The organism is Rhodococcus sp. SB1D (genome assembly GCF_048573875.1).
Taxonomy (GTDB): Bacteria; Actinomycetota; Actinomycetes; order Mycobacteriales; family Mycobacteriaceae; genus Rhodococcus_F; species Rhodococcus_F qingshengii.
The window spans coordinates 181,059-193,462 of record NZ_JBMAIQ010000002.1 but is presented as its reverse complement, the minus strand read 5'-3'; the positions used below and the strand labels follow the sequence as shown (position 1 = coordinate 193,462).

Here is a 12,404-nt window from a genome sequence, read left to right as displayed (position 1 = left end):
TGCGCCTTTATTAGCCGCCGGGGGTTAATAAAGGCGCACAGCAGTACCTCACACCGCCACGTTGTGAAAATCGATCTCTGCGGCCAGCATGCCCGAGAACCACCGATCCAGGTCCTCGTCGCTCACGGACTTCGGCATGGCGTCCACTTCGCACGCCAGCACTGCCACCTGGGACACGAACGGCGGAGCGACATGCATGTCCACCCAGTCCTGCAACGCTGGTTCGCGATCTACCTTCACTGCCGCCGCCTCCCGGCACCACGACAGATACAGGGTTTCCGCGGCGTACATGCCCACCAGCGCCGCCGCCCTGCCCTCTTCGCGAGCGAGGGCCAAGGCGTGCGTGGACAGCACGGCCGACTCCTCGACCAGCGCCGCTGCGTCACCCTCGTACGGGAAGCGGGAACGCAAGTGCGCGAAATACTCGCGCTGCTCGCCCACCAGGTTCGACATCGACGTCACGTGGTCGAGCGCGTCGTCGAGCGTCGGGGATTCGGCGACCACCAACCCCAACACCTTGACGGCCGTCAGTACGAATGCCTCTTCGATCACGAGGTACCGGCGGAATCCCTCATCACTCAACGTCCCGCCGATGGTGTCCTCGATGAATGGAACCGCCCGCGCGGCAGCGAGATTACTCTGCTGCCGCGCGAGCAGGTCTGAGGAGCGACTCATTCGCCGGCGACCCAACTGATCAAGCCGTCGAACAGGTCGGTGTATCCGGGCCACTGCTCACAGAACTCCGGCGGAGCCCAGTGCGGCGAGCAGTCCGAGGTGAAGACGATCGACCGTCCGGCGCCGTATTCACCGGCAGCGACAAGCGGATCGCCGTTGATGGTGGCGGGAACCACGGCACCGTCCTTCGCGACGACGCGGTTGTATCCCAGGAGCGCGGGCCAGGAATCGCCGGCATTACCGAGAGCCGGGTGAGCAGCATCGACGACGGTGGGAACGATCCCAGCCGGTGTCTCGACGCGATCGTCCTCGGCCAGCATCGTCACGGGCAGTACCTCGGCGATCGCGGTCTGGCGGAAAGCTGCTCGCGCCTGGAATCCGGAGAACGAGAGGTAGCCACCGATCATCATCAGTGAGCCGCCGGCGTTCACCCAGTCACGAAGCGCGACAAGGCGATCCTCGCCGGCGCGGAACTGGTCGAACACGCCGGGAGCCAGCTGCAGCGAGTTCGCTCCGATGTCGGAGAGAACGACGACGTCGAACTGCGACAGTGCTTCTGCGGTACCGGGGAACTGCGTCGGCACCAGGTGTGCGGGCATGTGTGTCACGTCGTGGCCACGTGAGGTGAGCGCATCCCGAAGCGGGCCGACTCCCTCGACGTAGGAATGGACACTGAACTCGTCGACGCCCTTGACGTGCGTCGACGTCGTCATCCAGCTCTCGCCGGCGATCAGTACTCGTTTACCCATGACTGCTTCTGTTTCCTTTCGCGGCCTGCTCGAAGAGCGACCTCGGGTTGTCTCGCATCAATGCGGACACTTGCTGGGGATCTACGCCTGCGCGCACCAATCGGGCGGCGAAGGCGAGTGGTACGTAGGAGAATCCGTTTCCGCCGTGCTTTCTGAGCATTGATTTGAGGAAGAGGTCGTGACTGAGCAGGAGCTGTGATGCGTGACCGGAGGTGACCAATCCGGCTACCGCAGTGGCTGTTTCCGCCGGATGCGGAGAAAGACCCTCGCCGGGGAAATCGAAAGGCATCCCGATCATGTCGAACTCGAGAAAGACACCGCGGTCGGCGAGCGATCGTTGGTAGTCGGCGTCGTGTCCGGACGGGTCCATGTGGCACAGGACCACTGCTTGCGGATCGACGCCCATCTCGTCGACCACGATGTCGACGACGTGATGTCCCACGCGCTGCCAGCCCGGAAGGTGGACGAACAGGGGCACGTCCACCTCGCGCTGGGCGATGCATGCCGCCCGCAACGCTTTCGCCTCGTTCTGAGTGAAGAGCGGGGAGACTCCGATCTCCCCGATCACGCCAGGAGCCAATTCCTTTGCCGGATCGAACTCCTCGACGAGCGAACCTGCCAGATCGTCGACACCGAGTTCGTGGACCTCGACCGGATGGGTCGTCTCGAGGTACCACCCTGAACCCATGATCACTCGCACGTCTGACTTTCGCGAGAACTCCGCCAGCTTCTCCGGTGCCCGGCCCAGTCCCGGCGGTGTCAGATCGACGATCGTCCGACCACCGAGGCGGGCGAAGTCCGCAAGGTCTTCCACCACGGCCGCTGCGTCGTCGACTCGACAATTGTCGAGACTGTAGTACGGATTGTCGTGAAGAAGCCAGGCATCCTCGGCGCGTACCGGACCGGCCAACCGCTGTGCCACAACCGGATCCGGGGCCTCGCTGTACGCACCGGTGACGTCGTTGTACAGATGTTCGTGTGGGAGAACCAGTCCGAGTTCCGAGCTGTCCACAGTTCCCGTGACAGTACGAACCTTGCTCATGAGCGTGCAGGCCCCGACGGTGCGGACTGCAGGTGTCGCCACAGCGCGCTCAGTGTATGTCCGCGCATGTTGATCCAGATGGCCAGTAGCAGAACGACACCGGTGATGATCGGTGTCAGGAACGGGCTCACGCCGAGCAGGGTCAGTCCGTTCGCGATGATTCCGGTCAGGACGGCGCCGATGACGGTACCGATCACGGTGCCGCGACCGCCGAAGAGATTGGTGCCACCGAGAACCACCGCGGTGATCACCGTGAGCTCGAATCCCGTTGCGGAGTTGGCCGAACCCGAGCCCAGTCGAGCCGCGATCAGCAGTCCCGCGATACCGGCAGCCAAGCCGGTGAAGACGAGCGTCATCATGAGCACACGACGCGTGTTGACGCCGGACCGTCGCACGGATTCGACGTTGGAGCCGATACCGGTGACGTAGCGCCCGAAGCGCATGCGGTTGAGCGCAATTGCTCCGATGACCACGACGACGAGAGCAATCCAGGCGCTGGCGGAGAACCCGAGGAACTCAGCAGTTCCGAGCTTCGCGAAGTAAGTGTCGGCCGGAACCGGAACGGAGAATCCTTCGGTCCGATACAGCGCGATACCGCGAATGACGGACATCGTCGCCAGAGTCACGATGAACGGCGGAATGCCCTGATAGGCAGCGAGCCATCCGTTGACCAGGCCCCAGGCCGCACCCATCACCGGGGCGGCGACGAAGACCAGGGACGAATCGACGCCGGCCTGGATAAGCTCGGCACTCATCGCCGCGACGAACGCGACGATCGCACCGACGGACAGGTCGATCTGACCTGCCGTGATCACGAAAGTCATCGCCACCGCGATGATCAGAACCGGAGCGATCTGGGTTGCCAGGTTCGACAGGTTGGTGAATGTCAGGAACGACGACGTGGTCGCCGAGAAGACGGCTGCGACAGCAACTGTCACCGCCAGCATCGCGAGGGTGGGCTTGTTGACGCTGTCCCACAAGGAGGGTTTCGCGGCGAGCTTGCGCTCGATCGGCGCCTGAGTCTTCTCGAGAGTGGTCATGCCGTGGCTCCCTGTGTTGCTGCCGATGTCCGTTGCGGCACCGGAGTTCGAGTGATGAGTCCGACGAGGGACTCGATGTTGAGGTCGCCGATCGGAACGTCGTCGACACTCTGCCCCTCGTACATGACCGTGATTCGGTCACACACGCGGAACAGGTCCTGCAGGCGGTGTGTCACGAGAATGACGCCCACGCCGGCCGCTGCGACGTCCGTGATCAGCTTGAGCACCGACTCGACCTCGGCGACGGCAAGCGCTGCGGTGGGCTCGTCGAGGATCAGTACGTCTGGGCGGAAGGAGACTGCGCGGGCGATCGCGACGGTTTGCCGCTGTCCGCCGGACAGTTGCCCGATCTCCTGGTAGGTCGACTTCACCTTGACATGCAGGTCGGCGAGAATGTGAGCCGCCTTCTCGTGCATGGCATGCCGGTCGAGGAAGGGGCCTTTTCGCGGTTCTCTGCCGAGGAACAGGTTGCTGGCGACATCCAGCGTGTCGCACAGAGCCAGATCCTGGTAGACGATTCCGATCTTCTTCTGCTGCGCGTCGAGAGGCGTCGAAAAGCGCACTGGTTCACCGTTGACGCGCATTTCGCCGCCGTCGTGCTGAACCGCACCGGCGAGAATCTTCATCAGAGTGGACTTACCGGCGCCGTTGTCGCCGACCACTCCGAGTACTTCACCCTTCGCCAGCCGAAGGTCCACTCCTTGAAGGGACTTCACCGGTCCGTACGACTTGGTGATGCCCGAGAGTTCGATCAGTGGAGGTGCCATGATTACTTCTCCAAGTAGTACATGTAGTCGGCCACGTTCTCCGGGGTCACGATCTGGGTGGGAACCGGGATGTTTGCCGGAGCGCCGCGTCCGCAACCCAGGTCGATTGCCGAATTCATTGCCTCATGGCCGAATTCGAAGGTGTTCTGCTGGACCACGCCTTTAAGCCAACCGGCTTTGAGTCCGCCTACCGCCTGATCCGAAAGATCCCAACCGACTGCTTCGATGCGATCCTGCGCCTTCTGACTGTTGACCGCCGCGACGAGACCGATCAGTGCCGGCTCACCGGTTGCGTAGACGTACTTCATGTCGCCACCGCCGGTCAGCAGGTTCTCCGCTGCGGTCTGTGCGTTCTCCTGAATGTTACGTCCGTCCACGACGGTGCCGACGGTCATTCCGCGGCCGGTCACGGTCTCCGTGAAGCCCTTCTGCCGCTCCAACTGAACAGTGCTGTTGAGCGCGCCGACGATACCGACCGTTCCGGTGTTGTTCGCGACGTCGGCCAAGGTGTTTCCGATCTTGGCACCGCCCTCGGCGTTGGCTGTACCGACCTGAGTCGACAGTGCCGGATCGTCGATGGTCGCGTCGACCGCGACGACGGGGATGCCCGCGTTCTTGGCCTTGACCACCGACGGCTTGATTCCGTCCGTGTCGATTGCATCGACGATGATCGCGTCGACTCCGGCGGCGATCAGATTGTCGAAGGCGTTGGCCTGCGCGACGGAATCGTCGTTGCCGCTGATGATCTGCAGGTCGACGCCTGCCTTGTCCGCGACGTTCTTCGCGGCATTGTTGATCTGGTTGAAGTACAGCGCCTGGAGGTTGATGGTCACCAGACCGACCTTGAGCTTGCCGTTCGTCCCGTCACAGCTTTCGGCGACCCGGGTCGGCTGCGGGATGGACGAGCCCCCCGATGCGTCCTTCGAGTCACTCGACGAAGCCGAGTCACAAGCGGTGAGCGTGAGCGCGACTGCAGCTCCCAGCGCCAGAGGCAATGCACGTTTCATCATCGAGTCTCCAAAAGGGTGTGAGGGGTCAATGTTGCTGTGAAGCGGTTCAATTCATCTCGGGTGGGGCATCCGCGGGGGCCTGCGGTGGCGCAAGCCAATGCAGCCGATGCCCCGGCGAGTCGTGCGGCGTCCACCGGTGATCGCCCGGCGTCGACAAAAGCGATGTACGTACCGCCGAAGCAATCACCGGCCCCGACGGCGTCGACGACGTCGACCACTACTGCCGGTTCGCTCGTCACCTCGCCGTCCGGTGTGGCCAGTGTCCAACCTCGCGAGCCGTCGGTCACCAGCAGGTGTGTGTTGTGCTCGGCGGCCAGAGTCTGCCACTGGTCGAAACCGATCCCGAACTCGCCTTCCCACAGGGCACGCCCTACGACGACGTGGTCGGCCAGAGCGAACGCGCGCAGTGCCGCGGCTTTGTTTTCACAACCGTCCAGATCGATTACCAGACTTACGCTTCCCGGTAATTCATCCGGGAGGAAGACCGCACGGTATCCGTCGAGGAACAGTCGTCCACCGCCGGCAGCCGCCAATCGGGTGACGACAACTCCGATGCGTTCGGCATCGTTCGGGTCGTCCTGGCTGATGATGGAGCGATCGCCGTCCTGCGCGATGAGAACAACTGCCGTCGACAGGAACGCATCTCGCGGCGACCAACTGGTGTCGACGCCATCTGCCTCGAGGGCTTCGAGAAACTCGGTGGACCGCGCGTCCGGGCCCACGGCACCGGCAAAGATCACTTGCGCGCCCATTCTGGCCGCGGATACCGCAGCATTTGCATTCATTCCACCGTCGATCTGACTGATGGCCGTTGCCTGAACGCGCTCACCGAGTACCGGTACGTGTGGGACATGTACCGTCACATCGTTGTTGGCGTATCCACAAAAGACAATCATGGTTACTTTCCTGCGGCCCGGGACAGTTCGCGGACCTTCTCGCCTGCGACCCGTCCCCACCAGCGTCCATTGTCCTTCACCGAGGATGCAACTATCGCGCCGTCGCATTCCTTCATCAGCGCTGCGACATTGGCAGCCGTGATGCCGGAGCCGATGATCACCGGAAGAACGGTGTTGTCTCGGATCACGGAAACCTCGTCGACCGAAGCGGCGTCACCGGTGCGCGAACCCGTCGCGATCAGAACATCTGCGTCGAAGAACTCGGCGTCTTCGGTCTGTTCCGCGACAGTGCGGTCCGCGACAATGGCATGCGCACCGTGTTTGACGTGCACGTCAGCGAAGATCCGGACCGGGTCGGCGCCGATGCGATGGCGGAAGCGCGTCGTCTTGGCGGCCTGGCCCTCGATGAAGCCCTCATTGGCAATGTAGGCATTTGCCCACTGATTGACGCGCACAAAACTCGCGCCTGCCGCCCACGCTGCGGCCACTCCGCACTCGCCGGCGTTGGACAGGATGCTGACGCCGACGGCCTTGCCGAACTCGCCGACCACCGCTGCCGTGATGACTCCCATGCTCGCGGCGGTTTCGTATCCGTGTTCGCCGGGCTTGAGGAACGGTATGTCCCAGTGATTTTCGACGATCACACCGTCGAAACCGTTGTCGACATACGCGTGTGCTTCCTCGACGGCGAAGCGAGCAATTTCCGAAACCGGCTGCCCGGTGTAGTGCGGGCTGCCCGGCAGGGCCGGGAGGTGAATGGCCCCGATGAGAGATGGCGTGCCGGTGAACATCTCTGCCAGCGCCGAGGGCTTGGGCGGAAAGACTCCGAGCGGTGATGCGGTCACTTCAGCTACCCCATTCCATGCGCAAGATTTGCGCTGTATGTCCATGCACAAGATCTGCACACGATGTAATCGATTGCCTTGATGAATTAGCAGGTTATGCGATCAACACCGGGTTGTGTCAAGGATTTCACAATTCGAATTTGTAAACGATTGCCTCAATCGCGTTACATGCGGGACACTGGACCGTGCGGTTCGATAACCTCGGACCCGAATCGAGCAGAAAACGGGGGACGCATGCGCAAGGCGACCATTCGCGATGTCGCGGAACTGGCCGGGGTGTCGACGGCCACCGTGTCGCGGGCACTGTCCGGATCCCGCCCTGTCTCGGACGAGCTTGCAGCGACGATCAAACGAGCCGCGGATTCTCTCGGATACTCGGGAAACATCATCGCCAGCTCGCTGCGTCGTAATCGGACGGACACTGTCGGAATGGTGGTTCCGAGTATCGCGAACCCCTTCTTCACTTCGCTGGTGGTCAACGTCGAACACGTCCTCGCTCGGCGCGGACTACAACTGTTCCTGTGCGATTCTCGTTCCGATCCCGACGTGGAAGCGCAGCGACTCAAGTCGCTCGTCTCCCGGCAAGTGGACGGAATCATCATCAGCCCGTGCCACGGCGAACTGAGTGCAGAAGCCGTCCGAGCCAGCGCGGCAACGCTTCCGGTCGTTCAACTGGACCGGTTTGCAATGGATACCCAGACGGACTGGGTCGGCGTCGACGACGACGCCGCTCAATCCCTGGTGATGGAGCATCTGTCCGAGCGTGGCGCGCAATCAGCCGCCTTCATCAGTTCCGAGCTGACCAATTCGTCAACAGAACTTCGCCGGGCCGGCTTCTTCCGCCACGCGGATCGAATGGGCATCGAAACTCGTGACGAGTGGACACAACTCGGCGAGTACTCGATCGAGTGGGGGCGCACGGCATCCAACATCATCCTGACCGGCAAAACTCGCCCCGACGCCCTGGTCTGCGCCGACGACTTGATCGCACTTGGCGTGTTGCAGACCTGTCACGCATTGGGCATCGACGTTCCCGGCGACGTTCTGGTCACCGGTTTCGACAACATCCCGTTCTCCGAATTGTGCAACCCGCCGTTGACCACCGTCGGGCAGCCGCAGGAAAGAATCGCGGAAGAAGCTGTGCGACTTCTGGATCAGGCGATGAACAACTCTTCCGAGTCGACAGCCCACATCGCGCTTGCTCCTGAACTGATTGTCCGTCAGTCCACCGTCGGCCAAGCGGCGGCAACCGCACCATAAGCAGCGATCGCATCGTCCAGTTCGGAGACCTTGACGCTTTCGTTGGCCGCATGCATCAGCGAGGGAGTGCCAGGGCCCCAGATCACGACGGGAGCACCAGGGGCGGCGGCGGCCAGTACCGAAGCGTCGGTGAAGTACGAAACCGGTTCGGTTGCAACAGGGATAGGCAAGGTAGCCAACCACGGATCCGACGCGTCGGTACGCACACCTCCCAGATGAATCGACGTCTCCACCGAGTCGACTTCTGGTTGGGCTCGCCACCACGCGAGCAGGTCGGCGCCGTCTCCCACCGTGCGGTGATCGATCACCGCACGTGCACTGTCCGGCACGATGTTCGGAGCCGAACCCCCGCCGACCAAGCCGAGGTTCCAGGTTTCGGCACCCAGAAACGCGTCGGACGACAGCGGAAGCTCACGCCGGGCTCGGTCGACGACGTCAAGCAGTTTGAGGACGGCGTTAGTTCCTCGCTGCGGTGTACTCCCGTGCGCGGCTTTTCCTTTGACGGACACTTCGAGCCACAGTGCGCCGCGGTGCCCCAGGTTGATGCGATTGCCCGTCGCCTCGGGAACGATGACAGCCCCGACCTCGAGATTCGCCACGGCGTCGGCCGAACGAACAGCTCCGAGCGATCCGATTTCCTCGTCGCTCGTCAGCAGTAGTGCGACCGGGACTCCACGTTCGAAAGCGTCGACAACCGCGGCAGTAGCGGCAACAAGGCCGGCCTTCATATCCGATGTCCCTCTGCCGAGGAACAATTCGCCGTCGACCTGTGCGGCGTACGGGTCGAACTCCCAGTCGGAGACAGTGCCCACCGGCACCGTGTCCACGTGGCAGGCGAACAGTAGTCTGGCTGCCGAGGGTGCAGCTTCGTTGGTGATCAAGGCCCAGGGATGATTGCCGGTCAGGTCTGACTCCACCTTCGCCTGTGGCGCACGTGAGAGAACCAACGAGACAATCGAATCCATCACCCGCCGTTGAGGAGCGGCCTCCCCCGAGACCGTGTCGAGAGCTACCAGTTCCGAGAGAAGTCCGAGGGAATCCATGTCCCTATTCTTGCACTGCCACGGATTCAGTGCGCTGCCAGCTGGGCGATGACAACGTAATTGTCGTCGGTCGACTCTCCTTCGACGACATCACAATTGGCGAGGATCAACCGCCCGGGAACTGATTCACGCAACTCGTGAGTTCCCAGCAGCGAACCTTTGTGCAGCGGCCCGACTGTTTCGACGTCGTACTCGAGTGTGCCGTTCGGTGTACCCAGGAGAATTCGATCATGCGGCTCCACTACCCGGAGCGCCCGGAACGGTGCTTCGCGAGTGGTGTAGTTGTGGCCGACCACGACAACTGTTTGTGTGGTCGACGTTCCCGGCATTCCGCTTTCACCCCACCACACCGGCAGTTCGTCGACGGGATTCAGTTGCTGCCCACTCTCGCCGCCGCGCATCAGTTTCTCCGAGTGCAACGGACTGCTCAGGTACGTGACCCCGGACGCAGACCTCAACTCGATCCTCTCGGGTTCTGCCGGATCGACGGTCACCGAAGCCGGTGCAGCCGCGATATGCGACTGCACCGGCGAGCGGTCAGGTAGCGATCCCGCGTTCTCGCCCGAACATCCGGATACGAGGAGGGCGAGGATCGCTACCGCCGAGAGACCGAGGCTACGCAGACGTGTTGCCCGGGCCGTCATGACGCTTGCGACGAACAACCACCGTCGTAGCTGCTGCGGCGGCAGCGCCCACGACTCCGACGCCGATCAATACAGCCGGCAGGTTGGAGTTGCTGCTACCGCTGGTGCTGCTGCTTGCGGTGTCACCGAGAGCAAGGTCGACCGGGGGCAGGCTTCCGGCGAGCGCCGGATCGCCGTCGGCATCGGTGACGTAGTAGTCGACGACGTCGAAGGCTCCCTTATTGTTGTAGTAGCCGACCAGCTTGACGCCGGTCTTGTTCACTACAGCGGTGGTCTCGTCGACCTTCGTGACCCCGGAGCCGTCGTCAGTGTGCTCACCGATGATCACTTCACCGCCGACGCCTGTTCCGTTGTCGATCTCTTTCTCGCCCTTTGCCTTGAGCTCGTCGACGATCTTCTGCGCTGCATCCGCTTCGGCCTTTGCGGCGGCTGCAGCGGCCTGAGCTTCCTTGGCCTTTGCTGCCGCGGCGTCGGCTGCGGCCTTCGCGTCTTCGGCGGCCAGGTAGAGATCCTGCGCCTTCTTGCTCGCCGCTTCGGCAGCTTCGGCCTTCTTGGCGGCTTCGGCAGCCTTTTCGTCGGCGATGGCTCGCTTGTCGGTGGCAGCCTCGCCCGCAGCATCGGCTTCGGCCTGGGCCGTCTCCGCGGCCTTCTGCGCAGCGTCGGCATCCTTCTGCGCGGAAGCCGCAGTAGCCGCCGCTTCATCTGCGGCCTTACGGGCGGCGGTAGCAGCTTCTACCTCGGTGGCAGCTGCGGACTCGGCTGCCTTGGCCGTGGTTTCAGCGGCGGTGGCCACCTTCTGAGTTTCCTTGACGGTGATCGCGAGCTGCTTGGCGTTCCAAGCCGCGGCCAGCGCCTGAGCCTTAGCGACGGCTGCCTTCGCGAAATCCCAGTTCTTGAAGGCTTCCTCGGCTTCCTTGTTCTTGTCCGCAACCAGCTTGGCGTTTGCATCCGCGGCAGCCTTCGCCTCATCGGCCTTGGCCTGCAGAGCATTAGCCTCGGCGCGCGCCTTTGCTGCCTCTTCGGTCTTGGGCCCCGAACCGGCGGCCTTCGCAGCCTCCTCGAGTTCCGCAGCCTTGGCAGCGGCCGCGTCGGCTTCTGCCTGAGCTGTTTTTGCTACCTCCTTGGCATCGGCCGCCGCGGACTCCGCAACCTTGGCCGCCTCTTCGGCTTCCTTGGCAGACTGTTCCGCGGCCCCGGCCTCCGCCTTGGCCTTGGTCGATTCGACCGCCGCCTTGGTTGCCTCGACGCTCGCCTGGGTCATTGCCTCGGTCGCCTTCACCGAAGTGTCTGTCGCTGCGGACGAGTCGACCCCTGCCGTCGCGGCTGCTTCGGCGGCCTTCGCTGCCGCGTCGGCAGCTGCCTTGGCTTTTGCTTCGGCTTCCGCCAGTGCTGCAGCGTCCGTACCAGCGGTTTCGGCACTGCCCGTGCCCGCGACCCCGGCTTCAACCTTCTCCGGCGTGGTCTCGGTGCTCGTCGCCGCGTCGGCGTCGGTGGTGGCAGCTGCCTCTTCCTCGGCGCAGGTCACCAGCGGATCAGCGCTCGGGGTACACACGGTTTCCGGCTCTGCCGATGCAATTCCCGTGCCGCCCACCGCCAATCCGAGAGCTAGTACGGCACCGGCGGCCGCAGAGCGGACCCTCCGAGAATGGGCGATGGACTTCTCCGACATAGCGCTCAACCTTTCGGCCTTCTTTACGAAGACGGCAATTCCGGCGTGGACAGCCTTTACTTCGTCGGCTGACTTCCAGACGTTACGACCGGTCGGTCCGAAAAATTGAGAGCTGCTGCTCTACCCGCAAGAATCAGGACCGCGGAACGCGCCCCATCAGGTAGAACTCCGGATTGGGCAGCATGCCGGAGAAACTCGCCATGCGATTGCTGAGCCCGAAGAATGCAGTGATCGCGGCGATGTCCCACGCGTCCTCGTCGCCGAAGCCGTGCACACGAAGGGCGTCGAAGTCGGCGTCGGCGATTTCGTGCGAGGCGGAGTTCACCTTGGTGGCGAAGTCGAGCATCGCGCGCTGACGATCGGAGATTTCTGCGGTGCGATAGTTGACCGCAACCTGGTCGGCAACCAGCGGCTTCTTCTCGTAGATACGCAGAATTGCGCCGTGCGCGACAACGCAGTACGTACATTTGTTGGCCGCAGAGATCGTGGTGACGATCATTTCTCGATCACCCTTGGTGAGTGCGGAATCTTCCTTGAGCATGATCGCGTCGTGGTATGCGAAGAATGCCCGGAACTCGGCTGGGCGCCGAGCGAACATCAGGAAGACGTTGGGCACGAACCCCGACTTCTCCTGGATCTCGAGAATCTTGGCGGCGATGTCCTCGGGCACCTCGGTCAATTCAGCCTGCGGAAAACGGGTGCTCACTGTGCCTCCTGGTCAGCCATCGATGTTCGATTCAAGATAATGATGATTAACTGAGTTG

13 protein-coding genes are annotated in these 12,404 nt (G+C 62.9%); 1 reads left to right on the top strand and 12 read right to left on the bottom strand.

What is annotated here, in order from left to right; genetic code table 11:
• Positions 1-48 precede the first annotated feature (48 nt).
• Genes ACN50D_RS06410 through ACN50D_RS06375 form a run of 8 tightly spaced genes read right to left on the bottom strand, consistent with a single transcriptional unit; the run spans position 49 to position 7,024 of the window.
• Complete coding sequence (locus ACN50D_RS06410) at positions 49-675, bottom strand: TenA family protein (RefSeq protein WP_192712185.1); 627 nt, start codon at positions 673-675, stop codon at positions 49-51.
• Positions 672-1,424: a glutamine amidotransferase gene (locus ACN50D_RS06405; protein WP_054828143.1), complete on the bottom strand. Its 753-nt coding sequence runs from the start codon at positions 1,422-1,424 to the stop codon at positions 672-674. The genes ACN50D_RS06410 and ACN50D_RS06405 overlap by 4 nt, the downstream gene beginning before the upstream one ends.
• The gene (locus ACN50D_RS06400) at positions 1,417-2,508 is read right to left on the bottom strand and encodes a phosphotriesterase (protein ID WP_307850433.1); all 1,092 of its coding nucleotides are present in this window, start codon (positions 2,506-2,508) and stop codon (positions 1,417-1,419) included. Before ACN50D_RS06400 ends, ACN50D_RS06405 begins: the two co-directional genes overlap by 8 nt.
• Positions 2,463-3,506 carry an ABC transporter permease gene (locus ACN50D_RS06395; protein WP_003939698.1) on the bottom strand — a complete coding sequence of 348 codons (1,044 nt, stop codon included), beginning with the start codon at positions 3,504-3,506 and terminating at the stop codon, positions 2,463-2,465. The genes ACN50D_RS06400 and ACN50D_RS06395 overlap by 46 nt, the downstream gene beginning before the upstream one ends.
• Positions 3,503-4,273 carry an ATP-binding cassette domain-containing protein gene (locus ACN50D_RS06390; RefSeq protein ID WP_003939830.1) on the bottom strand — a complete coding sequence of 257 codons (771 nt, stop codon included), beginning with the start codon at positions 4,271-4,273 and terminating at the stop codon, positions 3,503-3,505. The genes ACN50D_RS06395 and ACN50D_RS06390 overlap by 4 nt, the downstream gene beginning before the upstream one ends.
• 2 nt (positions 4,274-4,275) lie before the next feature.
• Complete coding sequence (locus ACN50D_RS06385) at positions 4,276-5,283, bottom strand: substrate-binding domain-containing protein (RefSeq protein WP_211920968.1); 1,008 nt, start codon at positions 5,281-5,283, stop codon at positions 4,276-4,278.
• Positions 5,280-6,179: a carbohydrate kinase family protein gene (locus ACN50D_RS06380; protein ID WP_211920970.1), complete on the bottom strand. Its 900-nt coding sequence runs from the start codon at positions 6,177-6,179 to the stop codon at positions 5,280-5,282. The genes ACN50D_RS06385 and ACN50D_RS06380 overlap by 4 nt, the downstream gene beginning before the upstream one ends.
• Before the next feature lie 2 nt (positions 6,180-6,181).
• Positions 6,182-7,024, bottom strand: a complete 843-nt coding sequence (locus ACN50D_RS06375) for a BtpA/SgcQ family protein (protein WP_003940276.1) — start codon at positions 7,022-7,024, stop codon at positions 6,182-6,184.
• Between the two features lie 234 nt (positions 7,025-7,258).
• Between ACN50D_RS06375 and ACN50D_RS06370 the strand changes: the two genes are divergently transcribed.
• On the top strand, positions 7,259-8,284 hold the full coding sequence (locus ACN50D_RS06370) for a LacI family DNA-binding transcriptional regulator (protein ID WP_042446970.1): 1,026 nt from the start codon (positions 7,259-7,261) through the stop codon (positions 8,282-8,284).
• On the opposite strand, the gene ACN50D_RS06365 is transcribed toward ACN50D_RS06370, so the two are convergent.
• From ACN50D_RS06365 to ACN50D_RS06350, 4 genes are all read right to left on the bottom strand, one after another.
• On the bottom strand, positions 8,245-9,327 hold the full coding sequence (locus tag ACN50D_RS06365) for a M20/M25/M40 family metallo-hydrolase (protein WP_064114177.1): 1,083 nt from the start codon (positions 9,325-9,327) through the stop codon (positions 8,245-8,247). The two genes, ACN50D_RS06370 and ACN50D_RS06365, sit on opposite strands and share 40 nt — an antisense overlap.
• Positions 9,328-9,353: 26 nt before the next feature.
• Complete coding sequence (locus ACN50D_RS06360; protein ID WP_211920972.1) at positions 9,354-9,971, bottom strand: sortase domain-bontaining protein; 618 nt, start codon at positions 9,969-9,971, stop codon at positions 9,354-9,356.
• Entirely contained in the window at positions 9,943-11,640 is a 1,698-nt protein-coding gene (locus tag ACN50D_RS06355) for a hypothetical protein (protein WP_081558474.1), read from the bottom strand. The genes ACN50D_RS06360 and ACN50D_RS06355 overlap by 29 nt, the downstream gene beginning before the upstream one ends.
• A gap of 133 nt (positions 11,641-11,773) precedes the next feature.
• The gene (locus ACN50D_RS06350; protein WP_003940498.1) at positions 11,774-12,346 is read right to left on the bottom strand and encodes a peroxidase-related enzyme; all 573 of its coding nucleotides are present in this window, start codon (positions 12,344-12,346) and stop codon (positions 11,774-11,776) included.
• Positions 12,347-12,404: the final 58 nt, after the last annotated feature.

Coding starts and splice junctions, on each gene's coding strand:
- ACN50D_RS06410 (WP_192712185.1), bottom strand. CDS start 675: ATGAGTCGCTCCTCAGACCTGCTCGCGCGGCAGCAGAGTAATCTCGCT.
- ACN50D_RS06405 (WP_054828143.1), bottom strand. CDS start 1,424: ATGGGTAAACGAGTACTGATCGCCGGCGAGAGCTGGATGACGACGTCG.
- ACN50D_RS06395 (WP_003939698.1), bottom strand. CDS start 3,506: ATGACCACTCTCGAGAAGACTCAGGCGCCGATCGAGCGCAAGCTCGCC.
- ACN50D_RS06390 (WP_003939830.1), bottom strand. CDS start 4,273: ATGGCACCTCCACTGATCGAACTCTCGGGCATCACCAAGTCGTACGGA.
- ACN50D_RS06385 (WP_211920968.1), bottom strand. CDS start 5,283: ATGATGAAACGTGCATTGCCTCTGGCGCTGGGAGCTGCAGTCGCGCTC.
- ACN50D_RS06380 (WP_211920970.1), bottom strand. CDS start 6,179: ATGATTGTCTTTTGTGGATACGCCAACAACGATGTGACGGTACATGTC.
- ACN50D_RS06370 (WP_042446970.1), top strand. CDS start 7,259: ATGCGCAAGGCGACCATTCGCGATGTCGCGGAACTGGCCGGGGTGTCG.
- ACN50D_RS06365 (WP_064114177.1), bottom strand. CDS start 9,327: ATGGATTCCCTCGGACTTCTCTCGGAACTGGTAGCTCTCGACACGGTC.
- ACN50D_RS06360 (WP_211920972.1), bottom strand. CDS start 9,971: ATGACGGCCCGGGCAACACGTCTGCGTAGCCTCGGTCTCTCGGCGGTA.
- ACN50D_RS06355 (WP_081558474.1), bottom strand. CDS start 11,640: ATGTCGGAGAAGTCCATCGCCCATTCTCGGAGGGTCCGCTCTGCGGCC.